The following is a 23,296-nucleotide window of genomic DNA, read 5'->3' as shown; positions in this document are numbered from 1 at the left end:
GGGGGATAGAGCCGGGCGTCCCCACCTTGCAATCCCGCCGGAAGAATAGTTCTTGCTATGGCCATGACCGTTGACCTGCCCGCGCTGGAACAGACGGCCGCGCCGCGTCCGGCGTCGGCCAGATGGACGCGTCTTGCGCGCCCGGTGCTCGGTCTTTTGGTGCCGGTCGTGCTCGCGCTCGGCTGGGAATTGATCGTCGATCTCGGCTATTCCAACGGCCGCCTGGTGCCGCCGCCGTCGAAGGTGTTCCAGACCATCGTCGATCTCGCCAGGAGCGGCGAACTGTCGCGCCATATCCTCGCGACCTTGTGGCGGGTCGGCGCGGGCTTTGCGCTCGGCGTGGTCGCCGGCACCATCATGGGTGCGGTCTCCGGCTATTGGGATTTCGCCAAGCGGCTGCTTGACCCGACTGTACAGGCGCTGCGCGCGATCCCGTCGCTCGCCTGGGTGCCGCTGTTCGTGCTCTGGCTCGGCATCTTCGAGACCTCGAAGGTCGCGCTGATTGCGGTCGGGGTGTTCTTTCCGATCTACCTCGGCGTGATGGGCGCGATCCTCTCGGTCGATCGCAAGATCGTCGAGGTCGGCCGCGTGTTCCGGCTGTCCGGGCCTGCCATGATCCGCCGCATCCTGTTGCCGGCCGTGCTGCCGGCCTATGTGGTGGCGCTGCGGGTCGGGCTCGGCCTGGGCTGGATGTTCGTGGTCGCGGCCGAACTGATCGGCGCCTCCGAAGGCCTCGGCTATCTGCTGCTCGACGGCCAACAGCTCGGCAAGCCGGCGCAGATCCTCGCCGCGATCGTGATCTTCGCGATCCTCGGCAAGCTCACCGACTGGCTGATCGAGGTCGCCGCCGCGCCGCTGCTGCGCTGGCAGGATGCGTTCGGCGCGCGGGGAGGGGCCTGATGCTGGCGTTGAGAGAAGTCGGCAAGACCTATCCGAACGGTGTCCACGCGCTGGAACGCGTCTCGGCCGAGATTGCGCCCGGCGAGATCATCGCCATCATCGGCGGTTCCGGTTGCGGCAAGTCGACCTTGCTGCGCGCCATCGCCGGCCTCGATCGCGCGACCACGGGCTCGGTCTCGCTCGACAATGCGGTCATCACCTCGCCGCACGCCAAGATTGGCATCATCTTCCAGGAGCCGCGGCTGCTGCCCTGGCTCAGCGTCGCCGATAATATCGGCTTCGGCCTTGCCGATCTGCCGGCCGACATCAGGCGCCAACGGATTGCCGCGGCGCTGGCCCGCGTCGGTCTTTCCGACAAGGCGACAGCCTGGCCGCGCGAACTCTCTGGCGGACAGGCGCAGCGGGTCGCGATCGCCCGCGCGCTGGTGCCGCAGCCCGAAGTGCTGCTGCTCGACGAGCCGTTCTCGGCGCTCGATGCCTTCACGCGGCGCGATTTGCAGGATCACCTGCTCGATCTCTGGGCCGACACCCGTCCCACCTTGATCCTGGTCACCCATGACGTCGACGAGGCCGTGGTGCTGGCCGACCGCGTGCTGGTGATGCGGCCGCGGCCGGGCCGGCTGTTCGAAGAGATCACCATCAACCTGGCGCGGCCGCGCGACCGCAAATCGGAACTGTTCGACAGCTTCAAGCGCCGCGTGCTGACCGCGCTCGACCGCTCGCTGGACCGTTCGGTGCGTGACGTCACGGACAAATCCAGCGCCGGCGAGGCGATGTGGTGGTGACATCGGCGCGCCAAGGCCTTACACCGGCATAAAGAAAAACAGCCGGGAGACAAGACCATGGACTCCGCCGAACTCCGCGCAATGCAGGCTCCGATCAAGGAGCGCTACAAGACCGACCCCCAGGCCGCCGTGATCACGTTGAAGGCCAAGGGCACGATCGACAATGAAAGCCTGTCCTGCAAGGTCGAGACCGGCCGCGCGCTCGCGGTCGCCGGCCTGCATCCCGCCACCGGCGGCTCCGGGCTCGAACTCTGCTCCGGCGACATGCTGCTGGAGGCGCTGGTCGCCTGCGCCGGCGTCACGCTGAAATCGGTCGCGACCGCGGTCGAGGTGCCACTGAAGGTCGGCAACGTGTTCGCCGAGGGCGATCTCGATTTCCGCGGCACGCTGGGCGTCGACAAGGAGGCGCCGGTCGGCTTCCGCGAGATCCGCCTGCGCTTCGACGTCGGTACCGACGCGCCGCAGGACAAGCTCGATCTCTTGCTGAAGCTCACCGAGCGCTATTGCGTGGTCTATCAGACCATCAAGAACGGCCCGAAGGTTTCGGTCTCGATGCAGCGGGTGTAGCGTGTCGCCCCGGCGAAGGCCGGGGCCCATACGCCGTATCCCATCGTTTCAAGCTCCGCTGTTCAACGGCTTTCGCTCTCAACGAACAGTCGTGGTTATGGGTCCCGGGTCGCGCTTCGCTTGCCCGGGACGACGAATCGAATGTCCCCCGACCTCCACTTCATCCTGCTCCTCGTCCTGCGCATGGCGGTTGCGGCCGCGTTCGTGGTCAGTGCGTCCATCATCACGGAACGTTCGGGACCGGTGATCGGCGCGCTGATCGCGACGTTGCCGATCTCGGCGGGGCCATCCTACACCTTCCTCGCGCTCGACCATGACGCCGCCTTCATCGCCGAGGGCGCGCTCTCGAGCCTGCCGGTCAATGCGGCGACGATCTTCATGGGGCTCACCTACGCCGTGCTGGCGCAGCGCCGCAGCATGTGGATCAGCGCGGGAAGCGCGATCGCGTTGTGGCTCGTACTCGGCACCATCATCCGCCAGTTCGCGTGGACGCTGACTGGCGGGCTGATCCTCAATGCCATTGCGTTCGCAATCTGCATTCCCTTGCTCAAGCCCTACCGCCACGTCGCCAAGATGCCGCTGATCGCGCGGCGCTGGTACGACATTCCGCTGCGCGCCGCGCTGGTCGCGAGCCTGGTCGGCACCGTGGTCACCGCGTCCACCTGGGTCGGCCCGCGGGTCACCGGTGTGATCGCGCTGTTTCCGATCGTGTTCTCCCCGATGATGCTGATCCTGCATCCGCGCATCGGCGGCCCCGCCACCGCCGCCGTGCTCGCCAACAGCGCCTGGGGCCTGCTCGGCTTTGGCCTCGGCATCGCCGTGCTGCATGTCGCGGTGCTGCAATTCGGCTCAGCGATCGGTCTCTGCTGCGCGCTCGCCACCTGCATCGCGTGGAATCTGGCGCTGTGGCAGCTCGGCCGGAGGAAGGCGAAGGCGTAGAATCGTAGGGTGGGTTAGCCGAAGGCGTAACCCACCACGTCTCGCGCAAGAAGCGGTGGGTTACGCTTCGCTAACCCACCCTACGGCACCTTTATTGTTTCGGCAGCTTCGCCCTCAGCGCATACAGCGCATCCAGCGCTTCGCGCGGCGACATTTCGTCGGGGTGCAGCGCCTTCACGGCTTCCACCAGCAACTCGGCCTCGCTCGGCGGCTTGTCTTCGGCGGCGGCGCGGGAGGGGACGGCGAACAGCGGCAAATCGTCGGCGAGTGCGCGCGCGGTCTGGCCGCGGTCCTGGGCTTCGAGTTTTGCCAGCACCGATTTGGCGCGGGTGATCACCGCGGGCGGCAGGCCGGCGAGCTTCGCGACCTGGATGCCGTAGGAGCGGTCGGCGGAGCCGGGCAGCACCTCGTGCAGGAACACGACGTCGCCCTGCCATTCCTTGACCCGCACCGTGGCGTTGAACATCCGCGGCAGTTTGGCCGAGAGCGCGGTCAGTTCGTGATAGTGGGTGGCAAACAGCGTGCGGCAGCGGTTGCTCTCGTGCAGATGCTCGATCGCGGCCCAGGCGATCGAGAGGCCGTCGAAGGTCGCAGTGCCGCGGCCGATCTCGTCGAGAATGACGAGCGACCGCTCGCTGGCCTGGTTGAGGATCACGGCGGTCTCGACCATTTCGACCATGAAGGTCGAACGTCCCCGCGCCAGATCGTCGGCGGCGCCGACGCGCGAGAACAGCCGGTCGACGATGCCGAGCCGCGCCCGCGACGCCGGCACATAGCTGCCGATTTGAGCAAGCAGCGCGATCAGCGCGTTCTGGCGCAGGAAGGTCGATTTACCGGCCATGTTCGGACCGGTGATCAGCCAGAGCTGGCCGGATTTTTGTGCCGGTGCCGGGGAGAGATCGCAGGCATTGGCGATGAACGGCTGGCCGTCGCGCTTCAACGCCTGTTCGACCACCGGATGGCGGCCGCCCTCGATCGCAAAGCCGAGCGAGCCGTCGACGTCCGGCCGCACGTAATTGTCGTCGATCGCGAGCTTCGCCAGCGAGGTCGCGACGTCGAGCATCGCAAAGGCATGCGCGGCGTTGCGCAGATCGTCGCTGGCCGCGAGCGCCATCGCGCTCAGCCGCTCGAAGATCTCGAGCTCGAGATTGAGCGCACGCTCGCCGGCATTGGCGATCTTGGCTTCGGTCTCGCCGAGCTCGGCGGTGGTGAAACGCACCTGTCCCGCCAGCGTCTGGCGGTGGATGAAGGTCGCGTTCAGCGGCGGCGCAAACAGCTTGTCGCCGTGTTGCGCGGTGACCTCGACGAAATAACCCAGCACATTGTTGTGCCGGATCTTCAGCGTCTTGATGCCGGTGTCTTCGGCATAGCGCGCCTGCATCGCGGCGACGACGAGGCGCGAGGCATCGCGCAGATTGCGGCTTTCGTCGAGCGCGGCCTCATAGCCCTCGCGGACGAAGCCGCCGTCGCGCTTGATCAGCGGCAATTGCTCGGACAGCGCGCGGGAGAATTCCTGCGCCAGGTCGCGCGAAGGGCGCCGCAAGGCCGCCATCACGGTCGAAACCTCGGCTGGCGGATCGGCAAGCAGCGCCAGCAGCTCCAGCGCCTGATCGGCGGCAAGGATGCCGTCGCGCAGGCTCGCGAGATCGCGTGGGCCGCCGCGGCCGACCGAGAGCCGCGCCAGCGCGCGCGACATGTCCGGCGCCGCGCGCAGCACCGTCCTGACGTCCTCGCGCGCCGCCGAATCTGCGACGAAGGCAGAGACGGCATCGAGCCGGCGCGTGATCACGGCAACATCGGTGAGCGGCGCGGCAAGCCGCTGCGCCAACAGACGCGAGCCGGCCGCGGTCACGGTGCAGTCGATCGCATCGAGCAGCGAGCCGCGGCGCTCGCCGGCGAGCGTGCGCGTCAGTTCCAGGTTGGCGCGGGTCGCCGGATCGATCGCCATCGTGGTGCCGGCGGCCTCGCGCGCCGGCGGTGACAGCGGCGGGCGCTTCCCGACCTGGGTGCGATCGATATAGGTGACCGCGGCGGCTGCGGCCGTCGCTTCCAGCCGCGACATCGCCGATAGGCCATCCATCGTCGCGACGGCAAAGTAGTCGCACAGCCGCCGCTCGGCGGTGGCGCTGTCGAACACGTCGCGGGTCAGCGGCGTCACCGATGGCAGCTCGCGCAGGGTCGGTGCCAGCTCATTGTCGCTGTAAAGCGCGTCGGTGACGATCGCCTCGTTCGGATTGATGCGCGCCAAGGTCGCGGCAAGCTCCGCGGTCGCGCATTCCGTCACCATGAATTCGGAGGTCGAGATGTCGATCCAGGCGAGCCCGAGCCGGTCGGCACCGGCCGAGCCGCGGGCGCGCGCGATCGCGATCAAATAGTTGTTGGTGCGGGCGTCGAGCAGCGTGTCTTCGGTCAGCGTTCCCGGCGTCACCAGCCGCACCACGCCGCGGCGGACCACGCTCTTGTTGCCGCGGGCCTTGGCCTCGGCAGGATTTTCGGTCTGCTCGCACACCGCGACACGATGTCCGGCGCCGATCAAGCGATGCAGGTAGTCTTCCGAGCGCTCGACCGGCACGCCGCACATCGGGATGTCCATGCCCTGATGCTTGCCGCGCTTGGTCAGCACGATGCCGAGCGTCTTGGAGGCGATCTCGGCATCCTCGAAGAACAGCTCGTAGAAATCGCCCATCCGGTAGAACAGCAGCAGGCCAGGATGCGCGGCCTTGATCTCCAGATACTGTTCCATCATCGGCGTGACGCGCGACGGCGCCTCGGCGGCAGGAGCGGATTCGGGCGGAGCGGGGATGGGCTGTTGGATCGTCATGAGGAGGCGGAAACTACAGAATTTCGCCGCGCGGTCATATCCGAGGAGACGAGGTTTTCCACCCTGTCCACGGTGCCTTTATGACAGTCCTCACGGTAATGCGTGCGGGCCGCGCGGCCGGGTCAATTGACCTGCCGCGGGCACGCTCCTAAAACTCCCTTCAAGTTCCAGCCGATCCAACGCCTAAGTCGCGGCATTCAGGGAGAGATTCAATGCGTGATGTGTTCATTTGCGATGCCGTCCGGACCCCGATCGGCCGTTTCGGCGGTTCGCTCGCGAAGGTGCGTGCCGACGATCTGGCGGCGGCCCCGATCAAGGCGCTGATGGCCAAGCACCCGACGCTCAACTGGAACGAGGTCGACGAGGTCTATTTTGGCTGCGCCAACCAGGCCGGTGAAGACAACCGCAACGTCGCGCGCATGGCGCTGCTGCTCGCCGGTATGCCGGAGTCGGTTCCCGGCCAGACCCTGAACCGGCTCTGCGCCTCGGGCCTCGATGCGGTCGGCGCCGCTGGCCGCGCCATCCGCGCCGGCGAGATCGATTTCGCGATCGCGGGCGGCGTCGAATCGATGACGCGCGCACCGTTCGTGATGGGCAAGGCCGCGGAAGCCTTCTCGCGCTCGTCCGATATCTATGACACCACGATCGGCTGGCGCTTCATCAATCCGCTGATGAAGGCGCAGTACGGCGTCGATGCGATGCCGGAGACCGGCGAGAACGTCGCCGAGGAATTCCAGGTGTCGCGCGCCGATCAGGACGCGATGGCGATCCGCTCGCAGCAGCGCGCCGGCGCGGCGATCGCGTCGGGCTATTTCGCCGAGGAGATCGTCCCGGTCCAGGTGCCCGGCGGCAAGGCCGGCCCGATCACCGTCGACAAGGACGAGCATCCGCGTCCCGAGACCACGCTCGAAGGACTGGCAAAACTGAAGCCGATCGTGCGCAATCCGGGCACGGTGACTGCGGGCAATGCGTCCGGCGTCAATGATGGCGCGGCTGCGATGATCCTGGCTTCGGAGGCGGCGGTGAAGCGGCACGGCCTGACCCCGCGTGCAAAGATCCTCGGCCTCGCATCGGCCGCGGTGCCGCCGCGCATCATGGGCATCGGCCCGGTGCCGGCGACCAAGAAGCTGGTCGAGCGGCTCGGTATCAAGGTGTCGGACTTCGACCTGATCGAGCTCAACGAGGCCTTCGCTTCGCAGGGCATCGCCTGCCTGCGTCAGCTCGGGGTCAAGGAAGACGCCGATTTCGTCAATCCGCATGGCGGCGCGATCGCGCTCGGCCATCCGCTCGGCATGAGCGGCGCGCGGCTGGTCCTGACCGCCGTGCACGGCATGGAGAAGCGGGGCGGGAAGCTTGCCTTGGCAACTATGTGCGTCGGGGTCGGCCAGGGCGTCGCGGTCGCGATCGAAAAGTTGAATTAATCCAATAGCTTGGAAGGGCTGAAAACAGCCCTTCCCCAATTTGGTTATGCACTATAATGATCTGAAGTGAGCTCACCGGGCGCGTGGGCCGCGGAGGACTTCGCCATGACCCTGTTGTATCCGCTGCAATCGCTTGCGGCTCATCCGGCGCGGCTGTCGCCGGACTATCGCTCCACCGTGAAGCGCGCGCCCTCGAAGCCGTTGATCCCGATGCGGCACACGCTCTCGGAACTGACCGGACCGGTCTACGGTCATGAGACGGTGCGCGAGCACGACAACGACCTCACCATCCAGGCCAAGGGCGAGCCGCTCGGCGAGCGCATCATCGTGCACGGCCATGTACTCGACGAGGATGGCCGCGGCGTGCCGAACGCGCTGGTCGAGCTGTGGCAGGCCAATGCCTGCGGCCGCTACGTCCATGTCGTCGATCAGCATCCAGCGCCGCTCGATCCGAACTTCACCGGTGCCGGCCGGACGCAGAGCGACGACAAGGGCTATTACAAGTTCATCACCATCAAGCCCGGCGCCTATCCGTGGGGCAATCACCACAATGCGTGGCGACCCGCGCACATCCACTTCTCGGTGTTCGGACACTCCTTCGTCTCGCGTCTGGTGACGCAGATGTATTTCCCCGGCGATCCCCTGTTTCCGTTCGACCCGATCTTCAATTCGGTGACCGACGAGAAAGCGCGGGCGCGGATGATCTCGTCGTTCGATCTCGACAACACCAAGCCGGAATGGGCGCTGTGCTACCGCTTCGATATCGTGCTGCGCGGGCGCAACGCCACGCCGATGGAGACCAAGTAAGTGTCGAACCAGCGTCCTGATGGAATCACGCCCTCGCAGACCGTCGGCCCCTATTTCAAATACGGCCTGACGCCGAACGGCGAATACGAATGGAACGACGCCTTCACCAACAATCTGCTGACGCCTGATACATCCGGCGAGCGCATCCGCGTCGAGGGCAAGGTCTATGACGGCGACGGCGCCGTGATCCCCGACTGCATGCTGGAGATCTGGCAGGCCGACAGCCAGGGCCGCTTCTGCGATCCGCAGGACAAGCGCGCGCTGCCCAATTCGAGCTTCAAGGGATTCGGCCGCGTCGGCACCGACGAGAGCGGGGGCTATGCCTTCGACACCATCAAGCCGGGCGTGGTGCCGGATGCCGACGGCAAGCCGCAGGCGCCGCACATCGTGCTGGCGGTGTTCGCGCGCGGCATGCTGCTGCATCTCTACACGCGGATCTATTTCGACGACGAGGCGGCCAACGCCGGCGATTCCGTGCTGGCGCTGGTGCCGGCCGATCGCCGCGCCACCTTGATCGCCAAGAAGGCCGCTGCCGGCAACGTCTACAGGTTCGACGTCCATCTCCAGGGCGACAACGAAACGGTGTTCTTCGACGTTTGATTTGTGTCTCAGAAGGTAGCTATGCTCGGCTCGACCGCATGAGCCGGGCACGGCCCTGTGAGGGACAATGCGCGACCGCTTGCTGACCGGCCTGATTGGCTATCCGATCGCGCATTCGGCGGCGCCTGCGATGCACGAGCGGGCCGCCGCCGCGCTCGGCGTCCATTGCCACTACCATCTCATCGAGGTGAAGGGCGCTGGGCGCGACGATCTGCGCGCAATGCTGGACGGCATCAGGCGGCTCGGCTTTGCCGGCGTCAACGTCACCTTTCCCTACAAGGAAGCGGTCGTCGACCTCGCCGATGACCTCACGCCGGATGCGCGCGCGATCGGCGCGGTCAACACCATCGTCGTCAATGGCGCGCGTCTGGTCGGGCACAACACCGATGCCACGGGCTTTGCCCGTGCGATCGGACCGCTGCTCGCCGCCACGCCGCATGGCCCGATCGCGCTGATCGGTGCCGGTGGCGTCGGCAAGGCGATCGCCTTCGCACTTGCCGGCCTCGGCGCCGCCGAGCTCCGGATCTTCGATGCCGATGCGACAAAGGCCGCACAGCTCGCGACCCAATTGCGCGATCGTCATGCGGTCCGCGCTGCCAGCGTCGAGGCGGCGGTGCAAGGGGCCGTAGGTCTCATCAATGCGACGCCGGTCGGCATGCTGCCGAGCCGCGCTACGCCGGTGCCGGAGGCGCTGTTGCATCCGTCAATGTGGGTCGCCGACGCGGTCTATACGCCGCTCTGGACGCCGCTGCTGACCGCCGCCAAGGTCAGGGGCGCAAGCGTCCTGACCGGACGCGTGCTTGCGATCAACGCATCCGCCGATGCGTTCAGGCTGTTCACGGGGATGGCGCCGCCGCATGACGTGATGGCAAATGCGTTCGACGCGGTGATGGCTGCGCGCTACGCTGCGCCGTGAAGGGCGGAGACAGTCAATGAAAAAAATCAGGATCGGTCTGGCCGGCTGCGGCTTCGTCTCGGAGCTGCACATGTATGCTTACCGGCGCGTCTATGGCGTCGATGTCGAGGTGAGGGCGGTCGCGGCACGCGGCGATCACGTCGATGAGTTCGCGCGCAAGCACCAGATCCCCAACGCCTGTCGCAGCTTTGCCGAACTGGTTGCCGACGCCGATATCGACGTCATCGACATCTGTACGCCGCCCAACCTGCATGCTGCGATGATCGTCGAGGCCATGCAACGCGGCAAGCACGTGATCTGCGAAAAGCCGTTCAGCGGCTATTTCGGACAGCCCGGCGACAAGGTGCCGATCGGCAGGCATGTGCCGAAGGCGCTGATGTATCAGCGCGTGATGGAGGAGATGGAGGTGACCCGCGCCGCGATCGAGCGGACCGGGCAGCTCTTCATGTATGCCGAGGACTGGATCTACGCGCCGGCGATCACCAAGACCGCGGAGATCGTCCGCGCCACCAAAGACAAGATCCTGTTCATGAAGGGCGAGGAGAGCCATTCCGGCTCGCATGCGGCGCATGCCGCGCAATGGGCGATGACGGGCGGCGGCTCCTTGATCCGGATGGGCTGCCATCCGCTGTCAGCGGTGCTCCATCTCAAGCAGGTCGAGGCCAAGGCCCGCGGCGAGACCATCAATGTTGCCAGCGTCACCTGCGATGTCGGCAATGTCACCGCCGCCCTCAAGCCGGCGGAGCGCGTCTACATCAAGGCCAACCCGGTCGACGTCGAGGATTGGGGCACGCTGACCGCGACGTTCTCCGACAGCACCAAGGCCACGGTGTTCTCCGGCGACATGATCATGGGCGGCGTGCGTAATCTGATCGAGACCTATACGAGCGGCGGCTCGCTGTTCGCCAACATCACGCCGAACACGCATCTGACGAGCTACCAGACATCAGAGGAAAAGCTCGCGTCGGTCTACATCACCGAGAAGGTCGACCGCAAAACCGGCTGGCAATATGTCTGCCTCGAGGAGGAATGGACCCGCGGCTATCTGCAGGAGATCCAGGACTTCATGGAATGCGTGGCGACCGGCCGGCAGCCGCTCGCCGATCTCGCGCTGGCGTATGAGACGACGAAAGTGAACTACGCCGGCTATTGGGCGGCCGACGAGGGCAGGCGGGTGGTGTTGTAGGTCACGGACAGCAGCGAGACGACTTTCTCGCGTGTGCCACGCCAGACCCGTCATCCTGAGAGCGCGTAGCGCGTCTCGAAGGATGAACGGCCCGGCCGGTGGCCGTCGATCCTTCGAGACGCCCGCAAGTGCGGGCTCCTCAGGATGACGGGGATGATTGCCAACCAGCCAGGACAAGGATCACCCGCCAGTCTAGCGGCGTGCCGTTCTCCCTTCTCCCCTTGTGGGAGAAGGTGGCGTGCGCAGCGCGCCGGATGAGGGATTGTCACCGCATACTCAACCGCGAGACGTCATTCGCGGAGAGAACCCCTCACCCGGCTTCGATGCAGAGCATCGAAGCCACCCTCACCCACAAGGGGAGAGGGTGTGCTCCGCCGCTGCAATCCGTAACCCTAAGCCCCGTACACCGAACCCTTCGGCAGCGGAAACACCGGGTCTTGCGTGCGAATATTGGTCGGCCACACCACGGTGATGCGCTCGCCGGCGTTCTGCATCACGACTGGCGTCGAGCGCTCGTTCTGGCCCGACATCGGCGTATCCGGCGGATAGAATTTCACGCCATAGCCCTGGATGGTGCCGCCGGGCGGGATGTCGACGTCGAGCGCCGCCTTGCGGATCGCCTCGGGATCGAAGCCGCCATATTTCTCCTTGGCGACCGGCAGTACATTGTTGAGCAGGATCCAGGTCTGGTTGAAGCCCATCGAGCAGTGCGGCGGCACTTCGGTGGCGCTGGTCTTCTCGCGATAGCGCGTAACCATCACCTTGGTGAGGTCGCCGACCCCGGGCGCCAGCTTGGCGGGATCGAGCAACTGCGCCGGCACCGGGTCGATGTTGCAGAAATTGTCGATGTCGGCGCCGAACGTCGTGCGCAGCTTGTCGAGCTGGCTGTAGCCGGCGCCGGCGCCGAACAGCATCTTGAACTTCAGCCCGCTCTCGCGCGCCTGGCGCAAGAACAGCGTGATGTCGGGGTTGTAGCCGGCATGCGAGATGATGTCGGCCTTGGCGCGCTTCAGCTTGGTCACCAGCACCGAGAGATCGGGGGCGGAGGCCGAATAGCCTTCCTTGAGCACGACCTGTAGTCCGGCTTCCTTGGCGAACATCTCGTCGGCGGCGGCAACGCCGACGCCGTAGGGACCGTCCTCATGGATGAGCGCGACCTTGACGTCCTTTGGCTCCATGCCGAGCCTGGCCTTGGCGTGCTCCGCGAGGAAGCCGCCAAAGGCCTGGCCGTACTGGTCGGAATGGATCTGCGCACGGAACACATAGTGCAGGTTCTTGTCCTTGAACACGGCGGTCGAGACCGCGGTCGTGATCCAGAGGATGCGCTTCTGCTGCTCGACCTTGGCGGCGAGCGGCACCGCGTGCGAGCTCGCGAACACGCCGTTGAGGATGTCGACCTTCCCCTGGTCGATCAGCCGGTTGGCCTCGTTGATCGCGACATCAGGCTTGCTCTGGGAATCGACATTGACCGGCGCGATCTTGTATTTGCCGCCGACGCCGCCCTTCTCGTTGACGAGATCGATCGCGATCTGGGTGCCGATCGAGGAGGCGACCGAGCCGCCGGCGGCGAACGGGCCGGTCAGGTCGTAGATCACGCCGATGCGGACCGCTTCGGCCTGCGCCTGTGCCCGTGTCCAATCGAAACTGAAAGCAGCGGCGGCAGCCGCAGAAGTCTTCAGCAGCGTCCTGCGTGAAGTCGGCATCGCGTCCTCCCCTGAAGCCGTCATTTGCGACGGGCATTTTTTGCGGAGTATTGGGAGGCGACCGGGGAAAGTCAACGCGATTGCCGGTGCGGCGCCTTGCGCTTTGGGAGGGGGTTGAGGCAGCCTCTCTCCGTTCGTCATTCCGGGGCTCGCGAAGCGAGAGCCCGGAATCCATTCATCCTCGACGTCTGTGGCCCGATGGATTCCGGGCTCGTGCTTCGCACGCCCCGGAATGACGAAAAGTACCTACTCCATCACTGCGGCATGGTCCGACGGGGCCGTCTGCTTGCGCAGCGCGGCCTTGGTGGAGCCGATCATGATGGCGAGCGAGATCGAGACCAGGATGAAGATCATCACCAGCTGGTAGTCGTGCGAGAACGCGATGATCTGCGACTGCGCGGCGACCATGCGGTCGGCCATCGCGCGACCGGCGTCGGTGTTGAGGTTGATCATGCCCGACACGTCGGGCATCTGCAGCGCGTGGTTGAACGGGGTGATCTGCTCCGACAGCTTGGCGTAGATTCGCCGCGAGCCTTCCGTCAGCTGCGCGATCACGATCGAGATGCCGACCGAGCTCGCGACGTTGCGCAGCAGCGTCAGCATCGAGGTGCCGTCGGTGCGCAGATGGCCCGGCAGCGTCAGGAACGCCACCGTCGACAGCGGCACGAACACCAGGCCGAAGCCGAAGCCCTGGATCACGCTGACGACGATGATTTCGGTCGCCTGCGTCATGTCGGTCCAGCCGGTCATCTGGAACAGCGACGCCGCGGTCAGTGCCAGGCCGGAGATGATCAGCGTCCGCGCCTCGATATAGCGCATCAGCCGGCCGACCAGCATCATCGCGACGAAGGTGCCGAAACCGCGGCTTGCGAGCAGCAGGCCCGCGGTGATGATCGGATAGCCGACCACGTTCTGGAGGTAAGGCGAGGACAGCGCCATGGTCGAATACAGCACGAGGCCCATCACGGTCATGAACACGCAGCCGCCGAGGAAATTCTTGTCCTTGAACAGCGCGAACTGGATGAACGGCCGGCTGGTCGTCAACGAATGGGCGAAGAAATAATAGAAGCCGATCGCCGAGACGATGAACTCGATCATGATCTCGTTGGATTCCAGCCAGCCGAGCTGCTCGCCGCGGTCGAGCGCGAGTTGCAGTGCGCCGATCGCAATGGCGAGCGCACCGAAGCCGAACCAGTCGAAACGCAAATTGAGGTCCTGCTTGGTCTCGTCCATGAAGATGATCAGGCCCAGCACCGTGAAGAAGCCGAACGGCAAATTGACGAAGAACACCCAGTGCCAGGAATAGGTCTCGGTCAGCCAGGCGCCCAGCGACGGCCCCATGATCGGGCCCATCATCACGCCCATGCCCCAGATCGACATTGCCTTGGCGCGCTCATGCAGCGCGTAGGAGTCGAGCATCACGGCCTGTGACAGCGGCACCAGCGCCGCGCCGAACACGCCTTGCAGCAGGCGGAACAGCACCATCTGGTTGATGTCCTGCGCCAGGCCGCACAATACCGAGGCGACGGTGAAGCCGGCCGAACAGATGATGAGGATGCGCTTGCGGCCGAAGCGGTTGGCGATCCAGCCCACCGGCGCGGTCATGATGGCTGCTGCGACGATGTAGGAGGTCAACACCCAGTTGATCTGGTCCTGCGAGGCCGACAGCGAGCCCTGCATATAGGGCAGCGCGACGTTGGCGATCGTGGTGTCGAGCGCCTGCATGATCGTCGCGGTCATGGCGCAGATCGTCACCATGTTCCGGCGCATGCCGGGGACGGCGGATGGTGACGGTGCATTCATTCAGTTCAGTCCCGCTTGTAAGCCGTGGTTTAGACCACCTCTTCCCGACGGGGAGAGGTGGCGCGCTGGGCTTCGATCTTGCTCGATCTCAGTCCTGATGATCCGGGTGCGCCGCGGCCGAGCCCAGTCCGAGCAGGCCGGCCAGGCTGCGGCGATGGTTGGTGTCGATCGTCGCATAGACGCTCATGCCGGCCTTCAGCTTCTTCACGAACGGATCGTTCTCGTCGAAATAGATCCGCACCGGCACGCGCTGCACCACCTTGACGAAATTGCCGGTGGCGTTCTGCGGCGGCAGGATCGCGAACTGCGCGCCGGTGCCGGGCGACAGCGAGCCGATCCTGCCCTTGAACTCGTGGTTCGGGAACGCGTCGACGTCGAGCGACACCGGCTGGCCGACCGCGACATAGGTGAAGTCGCTTTCCTTCGGATTGGCGTCGACCCAGGGATGGTCGACATCGATCACCGAGAATACCGGCGCGCCCGCTGCGACGAAGCGGCCGAGCTGGATCTGGTCGACCTGCGTTGCGACGCCGTCCATCGGCGCGCGCAGCACGGTGTGATCGAGATTGCGCTGTGCGTCGTCGAGCTTGGCCTTGGCCTGGGCGTAGGGCGGGAACTGCTCGATCGGCAGGTCGATATCGCCGAGCAGCTGCGTCTTGTCCTTTGAGATCTGCTGCTTGATGTATTGCGCCAGGCTCTCGGCGGTGACTTGCGCGTTGGCCGCATTGTCGAGATCGAGCTGCGAGCCGAAATTCTGTTTGGCGAGGGTCGATTTGCGATCGACGTCGCGCTTCTTCAGCTCGATGCTCTGCTGAGCGAATTCCAGCATCTTGGTGTTGATCTTGATGTTGTCGACCAGGTTGTCATAGGCCGTTCTGGTCTGGTCGAGCGCGGCCTTGGCCTGCGCCACTGCGAGGCGGAACGGCACCGGGTCGATCTCGAACAGCTCGTCGCCCTTCTTGACGTGCTGGCCTTCCTTCACGACGATCTTGTCGATCTTGCCGGAGATTTCCGGCGTGATCAGCACCTTCTGCGCGCCGACATAGGCGTCGTCGGTGCCGACATAGCGTCCGCCATTGAGATAGAACACGATGCCGCCGATCGCAGCCACGGTCGGCAGCACGACCAGCAGCAGCGTGCGGCGATGGCGCCGCAGGCCGCCCATCAGGCCGCGGCGCGGCGCTTCGCCGGTTGTCTCCGGCGCAGGGGCGCCCGGATTGCTCTTCTGCTCGGGGGCGAGTTTGAGGACGGGGTCAGCCATAGCGCTGTTCCTTTCGGGAGGGCTCGCCGGCTGGGCTTTGGATGGCATTGCGAACGTTTTCCTTGATCGATTCCAATTGAGTGAGCAGGCGATGCGCATCAGCCGGGCTGATGCCCTCGAGCGCGGTCGCGGTGAGTTCGGAGCGCAGGCCGGCGAGCTTGCCGAGCAGCGGGCGGGCGGCCTTCTTCAGATAGAGGCGGTTGACGCGGCGGTCGTTCTCGTCGTTGCGGCGTTCGATCCAGCCATTGTCGCAGAGCTTGTCGATCAGCCGCGTCAGCGTGATCGGCTGCACCTCGAGCAGCTCGGCGAGTTCGGTCTGCTTCAGACCTTCCTGCCTTTCCACCTTCGACAGCACGGCCCATTGTGCCCGGGTGATGCCATAGCGCGCGGCTTCCTTGTCCGCATAGACGCGGATCAGCCGGAACAACTCGCCCAGCGTAAACATGAAGTTCGCGTCCACGGAACCGCGCATCGATTCTGCCTCCATAAGCTTGGGATATAATAAGCTTGCTTATGAATTCTTCATGCCGGGTAAACGGGGGGCTGCCCCGCATTGCACACATGGCTGCAAGGCCGATCTCAAGATCCGCGTCGGGCTATGGGAATGAGCGCAAAAATGCTACATATTGGGTAATGAGCCTCGCCAAGCCGACATTTCCTGCCCCCGATCACGACCACGGCCGCTGTGCCGCGGACGCGATGGCGCATGCCGAGCAGGTCTGCGCCCGCCGCGGCCAGAAATTCACCCCGATCCGGCGCCACGTACTTCAGGCGCTGCTGTCGAGCCACCGGCCGCTCGGCGCCTATGAGGTGATCGACGAGCTGGCCAAGACGATGCCACGACCGGCACCGATTACCGTCTATCGCGCGCTCGACTTCCTGATGGAAAACGGCCTCGTGCACCGCATCGAGAGCCGCAACGCCTTCCTCGCCTGCGCCCACGATCATGACGAGACCTCGATGGTCGCGTTCCTGATCTGCGACCATTGCGGCTCAGTCGGCGAGATCCCCGCCGCTCCCGTCGCGCAAAGCCTGACCGCGGCGGCGCGCGCCTCGGGCTTCATCCCGAAACTCTCGGTCGTCGAGATCGCCGGCACCTGCGCGCACTGCCAGAAATGATCCTCGACCCTTCCCTGTCATTGCGAGGAGCGAAGCGCCGAAGCAATCCATGCCTCGGCAAGTGGTGAAATGGATTGCTTCGCTGCGCTCGCAATGACGATCCGGCGACACGCGAATACCAACAACAACAGGCCGATAGGCCGGCCCGCGAGGAAACATGTCGACCCAAGCGATCACAGCCCACGTCACGCGACCTGTCGGCGTCGGCCACGGGTTGCCGCCCGGCGCCATCGCATTGATGCTGATGCTGTGCGTGAGCTGGGGCTTCAACCAGCTCGCGGTCAAGCTGGCGCTGCCCGACGTGCCGCCGATGTTGCAGGCGCTGATCCGTTCCTCCGGCGCGCTGCCGGTGATGCTGATCGTCGGCCATTTGCGCGGCGTCAAATTCTTCGAGCGCGACGGCACGCTGCTGCCAGGCGTGATCGCCGGGTTGATGTTCGGCTGCGAGTTCGTGCTGATCTTCACCGGGCTGGTCTTCACCTCGGCCTCGCGGGCCTCGGTCTTCCTCTACACCGCGCCGTTCTTCGTCGCGCTCGGCTCACACCAGTTCCTCGGCGAGCGTCTCTCGACCGTGCAATGGAGCGGGCTGGCGCTGAGCTTTGCCGGCGTCGCGCTCGCGATCGGCGTGCCGCAGCCCAATGTCGATGCCAGGGTGCTGCTCGGCGACCTCATGGTGGTTGGCGGCGGCGCGCTGTGGGCCGCGACCACGCTGGTCGCCAAGGGCACCAGCCTGCGCAAGGTCGCGCCGGAAAAGGCGCTCGGCTACCAGGTTGCGATCTCGATCCCGATCCTCGGCCTCGCCGCCTGGATCGCCGGCGAGCGGATCGCGCATGTGCCGAGCGCACTTTCGATCTCGCTGCTGGCCTATCAGGCGGTCTGGGTGGTAGGCTGCACCTTCGTGATCTGGTTTGCGATGGTGAAGAGCTATTCGGCGAGCAAGCTGTCGGCCTTCACCTTCATCACGCCGCTGTTCGGCGTGGTCGCGGCCTATTTCATCATGCACGATACCCTGACCCCGGTGTTCGGCGTCGCCGCGCTGCTGGTGATCGCGGGGCTTTACCTCGTCAACAAGCCGGATCCGAAGGTGACGCCGGACCCGAACGTACCGGCGTAGTCTCCTCGTCATTCCGGGGCTCGCGCAGCGAGAGCCTGGAATCCATTCACCTACGAGCGACGCGGCCTGATGGATTCCGGGCTCGTGCTTCGCACGCCCCGGAATGACGACGGGGAATCACTCACCGTCGTCCTGGCGAAAGCCAGGACCCATTACCCCGAATGTCGGTCGTCGCGCGATGTTGGGGCCGCGTTCCCGTTCACTAGCAAATTCGGTGGTTATGGGTTCCCGCGTTCGCGGGGACGACGCGCGGAGAAAGTGTGCCCACTACCCCACCTCGATCGGCAGCGCCTGGTCCTTCGCCCATTCGCCCATCGAGCCGTCATAGAGCGTGAGATTGTCGTAGCCGAGCCGGTGCAGTTGGAACAGGTCGATGGTCGCCGAGATGCCGCCGCCGCAATAGGCGATGACCCGCTTGTCCTTGGTGATGCCCTGGGCCGCGAAGCTTGCCTCGGCGTCCGCCAGCGGCACGAACGTCTTGTGCTTGGGATCGATCAGAGTTGCCGCCGGCACGCTGACGCTGCCGGGGATGCGGCCGGGCCTGCCATAGCGGCTCGGCTCCAGGCCCTTGTAGAATTGCGGGCCGAGCGCGTTGACGATCACGGTGTCGCGCTCACTGGTCGCGGCGAGCATGTCGTGCTTGTTGACGAACATCCCCTCCTTCGGACGCGCCGGAAACGTCGCCGGCGGATAGCCGCCGGCCAGTCCGGTCTCGATGTCGCGTCCCTCGGCGGTCCATTTGTCGATGCCGCCGTCGAGCACCGCGGCGCCCTCGAAGCCGAGCGCGTGCAGCATCCACCAGAACCGCGTCGCCCACATCGCGGTCCCGATCGAATAGAGCACCACGCGGCTGTTGGCTGAAATGCCGTGGCGACCGAACGCAGCCTCGAGCTGGGCGGTCGGCGGCATCATGAAGCGCAGCTCGGTCCGGGGATCGGAGAATTCGGCCTGCAAATCCAGGAAATTCGCGCCCGGAATGTGCCCGGCCTCGAAGGTCTGGCGGCCCGAGACGACAATATAAGGTGCGGCACTCCCGGCGGGGGCCGGCTCCAGATAGGTCGTACAGTCGAACAGGCGCAGCTCGGGCCGGGTCAGGATGTCGGCAAGTTCCGCCGTGGTGATCAGCTCGCTGTGGCCGGCCATGTCATGCCCTCCCGGCAGGTTCTTAATGCAATGCTAAGATGCTCCGGATCACATGAAAAGCTGTCACTTTGCCCTTTGATTCACCCCAATTCGGTCCAATATAGCTGACCATGCACGCCGCCGCCGCATGGCTTGCGTTTGGCCTCAATCGGCGGCATAAGCTGTTGAATTCACTCCGAAACATGTCCGTTTGGCCTGCCCTGCGCAGGGCCCATCGCCCCCTTGGTGAATGTCACCGAAACCTGATATTCGAGACGCCATGAACAAGCCCGAGATTTTGCCGCAAGACGACGTCGCAGGTCCTCAGCCGCGGCACCACACCACGCAGGTCATGGTCGGCAACGTCGCCGTCGGTGGCGGCGCCCCGATCGTCGTGCAGTCGATGACCAACACCGACACCGCCGACATCGACGGCACCATCGCCCAGGTCGCAGCGCTCAGCCGCGCCGGCTCCGAGATGGTGCGCATCACCGTCGACCGCGAGGAAGCAGCCGCCGCCGTGCCGCACATCCGTGACGGCCTGCGCAAGCGCGGCATCACCACGCCCTTGATCGGTGACTTCCACTACATCGGCCACAAGCTGCTCGCCGAGTACCCGGCCTGTGCCGAGGCGCTCGACAAGTACCGCATCAATCCCGGCAATGTCGGCTTCAAGAACAAGCGCGACACCCAGTTCGCCGACATCATCGAGATCGCCAACAAGAACGACAAGCCGGTGCGCATCGGCGCCAATTGGGGCTCGCTCGACCAGGAGCTGCTCACCAAGCTGATGGACGAGAACACCGCGTCGCCGAACCCGCGCGACGCCCGCGCGGTGACCCGCGAGGCGATGGTGCAGTCGGCCTTGCTGTCGGCGGCCCGCGCCCAAGAGCTCGGCATGCCGAAGAACAAGATGATCCTGTCGGCCAAGGTCTCCGCCGTGCAGGACCTGATCGCGGTTTACCAGGAGCTGGCACGTCGCTCGGACTATGCGATCCATCTCGGCCTCACCGAAGCCGGCATGGGCTCGAAGGGCATCGTCGCCTCCTCGGCCGCGCTTGGCATCCTGTTGCAGCAGGGCATCGGCGACACCATCCGCATCTCGCTGACGCCGGAGCCCGGCGGCGATCGCACGCTGGAAGTGCAGGTCGCGCAGGAATTGCTGCAGACCATGGGCTTCCGCACCTTCGTGCCGCTGGTTGCGGCCTGCCCGGGTTGTGGCCGCACCACCTCGACCACGTTCCAGGAGCTGGCGCGTTCGATTCAGGATTTCATCCGCGACGAGATGCCGGCCTGGAAGACCAAGTATCCCGGCGTCGAAGAGCTCAACGTCGCGGTCATGGGTTGCATCGTCAACGGCCCCGGCGAGTCCAAGCACGCCAATATCGGCATCTCGCTGCCCGGCACCGGCGAAGCGCCGGCCGCGCCCGTGTTCGTCGACGGCAAGAAGTTCCGCACCCTGCGCGGTCCGGGCATCGCCGCGGATTTCAAGGCGCTGGTGATCGACTATATCGACCAGCGCTACGGCAACGGCGCCAAACTGCCGGAGACGGCAGGCGCCGCGGAGTAAGCCGCTACTCTCGCAATACACGCCACCGTCGTCCCGGCGAAGGCCGGGACCCATAACCACAGGCCGTGGTTGTGGCGCGAGATGGGGGTGCGAGCCTTCGCCAAACCCAATCCTGTGGTGATGGGTCCCGGATCGGCGCTGCGCTTGTCCGGGACGACAGATATGTTTGCGGTGCAGATTGCGCTTCCATCGATGAGCGCTACGATGCTCCCAATCAAGAATGATTGGGAGAACGCCCATGAGCTCGCTGTCCGGCAAACAGGGTCCGCGCTATCGGCACGTCGCCGGTGAGTCCGAGCCTTATGAGACCATCGGCGTCGAGAAGCTGACGCCGATCATCGGCGCGGAGATCTCCGGCGTCGATATCGGCAAGCTGGTCGATGACGAAGCGCGCTCCAACCATCAGATGGATGAGATCCATCGCGCGCTCGCCGAAAACCTTGTCATCTTCTTCCGCGACCAGCACATCACGCCCCAACAACATCTCGCCTTCGGCCGCAAGTTCGGTGAGCTGCACGTCCATCCGGCCGCGCCCAATGAGGGCGATCCGGCGCTGATGAAGATCTACGCCGACAAGGATAGCCCACGCGCCAATGGCGAGGGCTGGCATACCGACGTGTCCTGCGACCTCGAGCCGCCGATGGGCTCGATCCTCTACATCAAGCAGTGCCCGCCGCGCGGCGGCGACACGCTGTTCGCCAACATGTACGCGGCCTATGAGGCGCTGTCGGACCGCATGAAGGCCTATCTCGACGGACTGACCGCGCTGCATGACGGCGAGCAGACTTATCGTGGCCTGTACGCCAATTACGGCGTCGCCGACAAGCGCGACTATCCCCGCGCCGAGCATCCGGTGGTTCGCACCCATCCGGTGACGGGGAAGAAATCGCTCTACGTCAATCGCGGCTTCACCCGCTTCATCATCGGCATCCCGCGCGACGAGAGCGACGCGATGCTGGCCTATCTCTATCAGCACGCCGAGAACCCGCTGTTCCAGTGCCGCTTCCGCTGGAGTGAGAACGCGATCGCGTTCTGGGACAACCGCTGCGCCCAGCACCGTGCGATGTGGGATTACTGGCCGCATACCCGCGCCGGCACGCGGGTGACCGTGAAGGGCGAGCGGCCGGTGTAAGGGAATGCGTAGGGTGGGTTAGCGAAGCGTAACCCACCATCTGCGTGAACAACACGATAGATCGGCGGGTTACGCCTTCGGCTAACCCGCCCTGCCAACAAAAGCAAAATCGGGAGGTCGTCGATGCTTCGTGCCGAAGACAACAAATTCCTCACCGAGTCAGGTGAGGGGACCGGGATGGGCGAATTGCTGCGCCGGTTCTGGATCCCGGTGCTGCTGTCGGAAGAGCTGCCGGAACCCGACAGTGATCCGAAGAAGATCGTTGTCATGGGCGAGGAGCTGCTCGCCTTCCGCGACTCCAGGGGCGTGGTCGGCGTCATCGACCAGTACTGTCCGCATCGCGGCGCCAATCTGTGGCTCGGCCGCAATGAGGAATGCGGCATCCGCTGCGTCTATCATGGCTGGAAATTCGACACCGATGGCCGCTGCGTCGACATGCCGACGTCGTATCCGGACCTCAACGCCAAGGACCTGATCCGCATCAAGTCCTATCCGGTGCGCGAATGGGGCGACATGATCTGGGCCTATATGGGCCCGGCCGATCAGATGCCCGAATTGCCGGCGCTGGAGATGGCGCTGCTGCCGGCCTCGCATCGCTTCGTCACCAAGAAGTGGCAGGACTGCAACTGGGTGCAGGCGGTGGAAGGCTCGATCGACACCGCGCATTTCACCTTCGCGCATCTCTCCTTCGAGAAGGAGGAGAACGAGATCCTCGACATCAAACGGCATTTCGTCAATCCGCTGGCGCGGGTCGCGACCGACCACATGCGCTGGATCGCCGAGGACCCGCGCCCGGTGATCAAGATCAATCCGCACGACGCCGGGCTGACGGTCGCGGGCGGGCGACTCACGGGCAGCGACAATATCTACTGGCGCATCGCCCAGTTCCTGATGCCGTTCCACTCCTATGCGCCGAGCTCGATGCCGGGCGAGAACATGTTCGGCCAGACCTTCGTGCCGGTCACCGACACCAACTGCTGGATCTACACCTATGCCTGGAATCCCGACCGGCCGCTGACCGAAGCCGAGCGCGACGGCTATGCCAATGGCAACGGCGTGATGGCGGTGGTCGACGAGAACTACGTGCCGCTGCGCAACAAGGCAAACGACTATCTGATCGATCGCAAGCTGCAACGGACCAAAAGCTACACCGGCATCAAGGGCGTCTCCGAGCAGGACGCCGCGGTGCAGGACAGCCAAGGCCCGATCGCCGACCGCACCCGCGAGCATCTCGGCCCGACCGACCTCGGCATCCTGCATTTCCGCAAGCTCATGATGGAGGCGGCCCGCGCGCTGCAAAAGGGCGAGGCGCCGCCGCATGCGGCGCACCAGGATCGCTACACCGTGCGCTCCGGCGCCTGCGTCACCAGCAAGACCAAGGATCTCACAGCGGTGATGATCGAACGGTTCGGCGATCCCGCAGGCTTCGTCGGCGGCCCCGGGCAGAACGCGGCGGCGGAGTAAGCCTCCCCCGTCGTCCCGGCGAAAGCCGGGACCCATAACCACAGCGTTGCGTTGTTGAAACGCGCT

General features: G+C 65.3%; 20 protein-coding genes. 14 read left to right on the top strand and 6 right to left on the bottom strand.

Annotated features, from left to right (window positions below):
- Nucleotides 1–63: 63 nt before the first annotated feature.
- From B2W55_RS13945 to B2W55_RS13930, 4 genes are all read left to right on the top strand, one after another.
- Nucleotides 64–900 (top strand): ABC transporter permease, encoded by an 837-nt coding sequence (locus B2W55_RS13945; RefSeq protein ID WP_024584671.1) that lies wholly within the window; start codon nucleotides 64–66, stop codon nucleotides 898–900.
- Nucleotides 900–1,685 (top strand): ABC transporter ATP-binding protein, encoded by a 786-nt coding sequence (locus tag B2W55_RS13940; RefSeq protein WP_024584672.1) that lies wholly within the window; start codon nucleotides 900–902, stop codon nucleotides 1,683–1,685. Before B2W55_RS13945 ends, B2W55_RS13940 begins: the two co-directional genes overlap by 1 nt.
- A 57-nt stretch (nucleotides 1,686–1,742) precedes the next feature.
- Nucleotides 1,743–2,252, top strand: a complete 510-nt coding sequence (locus B2W55_RS13935) for an OsmC family protein (protein WP_024584673.1) — start codon at nucleotides 1,743–1,745, stop codon at nucleotides 2,250–2,252.
- Nucleotides 2,253–2,393: 141 nt separating this feature from the next.
- Nucleotides 2,394–3,191 carry a hypothetical protein gene (locus B2W55_RS13930; protein WP_024584674.1) on the top strand — a complete coding sequence of 266 codons (798 nt, stop codon included), beginning with the start codon at nucleotides 2,394–2,396 and terminating at the stop codon, nucleotides 3,189–3,191.
- A 91-nt stretch (nucleotides 3,192–3,282) separates the two neighbouring features.
- Here B2W55_RS13930 and mutS read toward each other — a convergent pair whose 3' ends face one another.
- Nucleotides 3,283–6,012: a DNA mismatch repair protein MutS gene (gene mutS, locus B2W55_RS13925; RefSeq protein WP_024584675.1), complete on the bottom strand. Its 2,730-nt coding sequence runs from the start codon at nucleotides 6,010–6,012 to the stop codon at nucleotides 3,283–3,285.
- Between the two features lie 212 nt (nucleotides 6,013–6,224).
- Here mutS and pcaF point away from each other — a divergent pair, with 212 nt between their 5' ends.
- The 5 genes from pcaF to B2W55_RS13900 all read left to right on the top strand — a co-directional run bounded on the left by pcaF (nucleotide 6,225) and on the right by B2W55_RS13900 (nucleotide 10,942).
- Nucleotides 6,225–7,433 (top strand): 3-oxoadipyl-CoA thiolase, encoded by a 1,209-nt coding sequence (pcaF, locus tag B2W55_RS13920; protein ID WP_024584676.1) that lies wholly within the window; start codon nucleotides 6,225–6,227, stop codon nucleotides 7,431–7,433.
- A 105-nt stretch (nucleotides 7,434–7,538) separates the two neighbouring features.
- A complete protein-coding gene (gene pcaH, locus B2W55_RS13915; RefSeq protein ID WP_024584677.1) occupies nucleotides 7,539–8,240 on the top strand; it encodes a protocatechuate 3,4-dioxygenase subunit beta in 702 nt (233 codons plus the stop codon).
- On the top strand, nucleotides 8,241–8,840 hold the full coding sequence (pcaG, locus tag B2W55_RS13910; protein WP_024584678.1) for a protocatechuate 3,4-dioxygenase subunit alpha: 600 nt from the start codon (nucleotides 8,241–8,243) through the stop codon (nucleotides 8,838–8,840). It begins immediately after the preceding gene.
- A 67-nt stretch (nucleotides 8,841–8,907) separates the two neighbouring features.
- Nucleotides 8,908–9,756, top strand: a complete 849-nt coding sequence (locus B2W55_RS13905; protein WP_024584679.1) for a shikimate dehydrogenase — start codon at nucleotides 8,908–8,910, stop codon at nucleotides 9,754–9,756.
- Between the two features lie 16 nt (nucleotides 9,757–9,772).
- Complete coding sequence (locus B2W55_RS13900; protein ID WP_024584680.1) at nucleotides 9,773–10,942, top strand: Gfo/Idh/MocA family protein; 1,170 nt, start codon at nucleotides 9,773–9,775, stop codon at nucleotides 10,940–10,942.
- A 392-nt stretch (nucleotides 10,943–11,334) separates the two neighbouring features.
- Here the strand turns inward: B2W55_RS13900 and B2W55_RS13895 are convergent, their stop codons facing one another.
- The 4 genes from B2W55_RS13895 to B2W55_RS13880 all read right to left on the bottom strand — a co-directional run bounded on the left by B2W55_RS13895 (nucleotide 11,335) and on the right by B2W55_RS13880 (nucleotide 16,181).
- Complete coding sequence (locus B2W55_RS13895) at nucleotides 11,335–12,645, bottom strand: ABC transporter substrate-binding protein (protein WP_024584681.1); 1,311 nt, start codon at nucleotides 12,643–12,645, stop codon at nucleotides 11,335–11,337.
- A gap of 246 nt (nucleotides 12,646–12,891) precedes the next feature.
- Nucleotides 12,892–14,448, bottom strand: a complete 1,557-nt coding sequence (locus B2W55_RS13890) for an MDR family MFS transporter (RefSeq protein ID WP_024584682.1) — start codon at nucleotides 14,446–14,448, stop codon at nucleotides 12,892–12,894.
- Between the two features lie 88 nt (nucleotides 14,449–14,536).
- Nucleotides 14,537–15,709: an HlyD family secretion protein gene (locus tag B2W55_RS13885; protein WP_024584683.1), complete on the bottom strand. Its 1,173-nt coding sequence runs from the start codon at nucleotides 15,707–15,709 to the stop codon at nucleotides 14,537–14,539.
- Nucleotides 15,702–16,181 (bottom strand): MarR family winged helix-turn-helix transcriptional regulator, encoded by a 480-nt coding sequence (locus tag B2W55_RS13880; protein WP_371412407.1) that lies wholly within the window; start codon nucleotides 16,179–16,181, stop codon nucleotides 15,702–15,704. The genes B2W55_RS13885 and B2W55_RS13880 overlap by 8 nt, the downstream gene beginning before the upstream one ends.
- A 161-nt stretch (nucleotides 16,182–16,342) precedes the next feature.
- Between B2W55_RS13880 and B2W55_RS13875 the strand changes: the two genes are divergently transcribed.
- Together B2W55_RS13875 and B2W55_RS13870 are read left to right on the top strand one after the other, a co-directional pair.
- Nucleotides 16,343–16,828, top strand: coding sequence for a Fur family transcriptional regulator (locus B2W55_RS13875; protein ID WP_024584685.1), 486 nt, complete (start codon nucleotides 16,343–16,345; stop codon nucleotides 16,826–16,828).
- 157 nt (nucleotides 16,829–16,985) lie between these two features.
- Entirely contained in the window at nucleotides 16,986–17,942 is a 957-nt protein-coding gene (locus tag B2W55_RS13870) for a DMT family transporter (protein ID WP_024584686.1), read from the top strand.
- 267 nt (nucleotides 17,943–18,209) lie between these two features.
- On the opposite strand, the gene B2W55_RS13865 is transcribed toward B2W55_RS13870, so the two are convergent.
- Nucleotides 18,210–19,085, bottom strand: coding sequence for a sulfurtransferase (locus B2W55_RS13865; protein ID WP_024584687.1), 876 nt, complete (start codon nucleotides 19,083–19,085; stop codon nucleotides 18,210–18,212).
- Nucleotides 19,086–19,344: 259 nt separating this feature from the next.
- Here B2W55_RS13865 and ispG point away from each other — a divergent pair, with 259 nt between their 5' ends.
- From ispG to B2W55_RS13850, 3 genes are all read left to right on the top strand, one after another.
- Nucleotides 19,345–20,634: a flavodoxin-dependent (E)-4-hydroxy-3-methylbut-2-enyl-diphosphate synthase gene (gene ispG / locus B2W55_RS13860; RefSeq protein ID WP_024584688.1), complete on the top strand. Its 1,290-nt coding sequence runs from the start codon at nucleotides 19,345–19,347 to the stop codon at nucleotides 20,632–20,634.
- 238 nt (nucleotides 20,635–20,872) lie between these two features.
- Nucleotides 20,873–21,766, top strand: coding sequence for a TauD/TfdA dioxygenase family protein (locus B2W55_RS13855; RefSeq protein WP_024584689.1), 894 nt, complete (start codon nucleotides 20,873–20,875; stop codon nucleotides 21,764–21,766).
- A 123-nt stretch (nucleotides 21,767–21,889) separates the two neighbouring features.
- Nucleotides 21,890–23,230: a Rieske 2Fe-2S domain-containing protein gene (locus B2W55_RS13850; RefSeq protein WP_024581920.1), complete on the top strand. Its 1,341-nt coding sequence runs from the start codon at nucleotides 21,890–21,892 to the stop codon at nucleotides 23,228–23,230.
- Nucleotides 23,231–23,296 lie beyond the last annotated feature (66 nt).

The sequence above is a fragment of the Bradyrhizobium sp. UBA2491 genome (assembly GCF_002341725.1).
Lineage (GTDB): Bacteria > Pseudomonadota > Alphaproteobacteria > Rhizobiales > Xanthobacteraceae > Bradyrhizobium.
The sequence above is the reverse complement of the archived record's forward strand: the minus strand, read 5'-3'. Positions and strand labels throughout refer to the sequence as shown.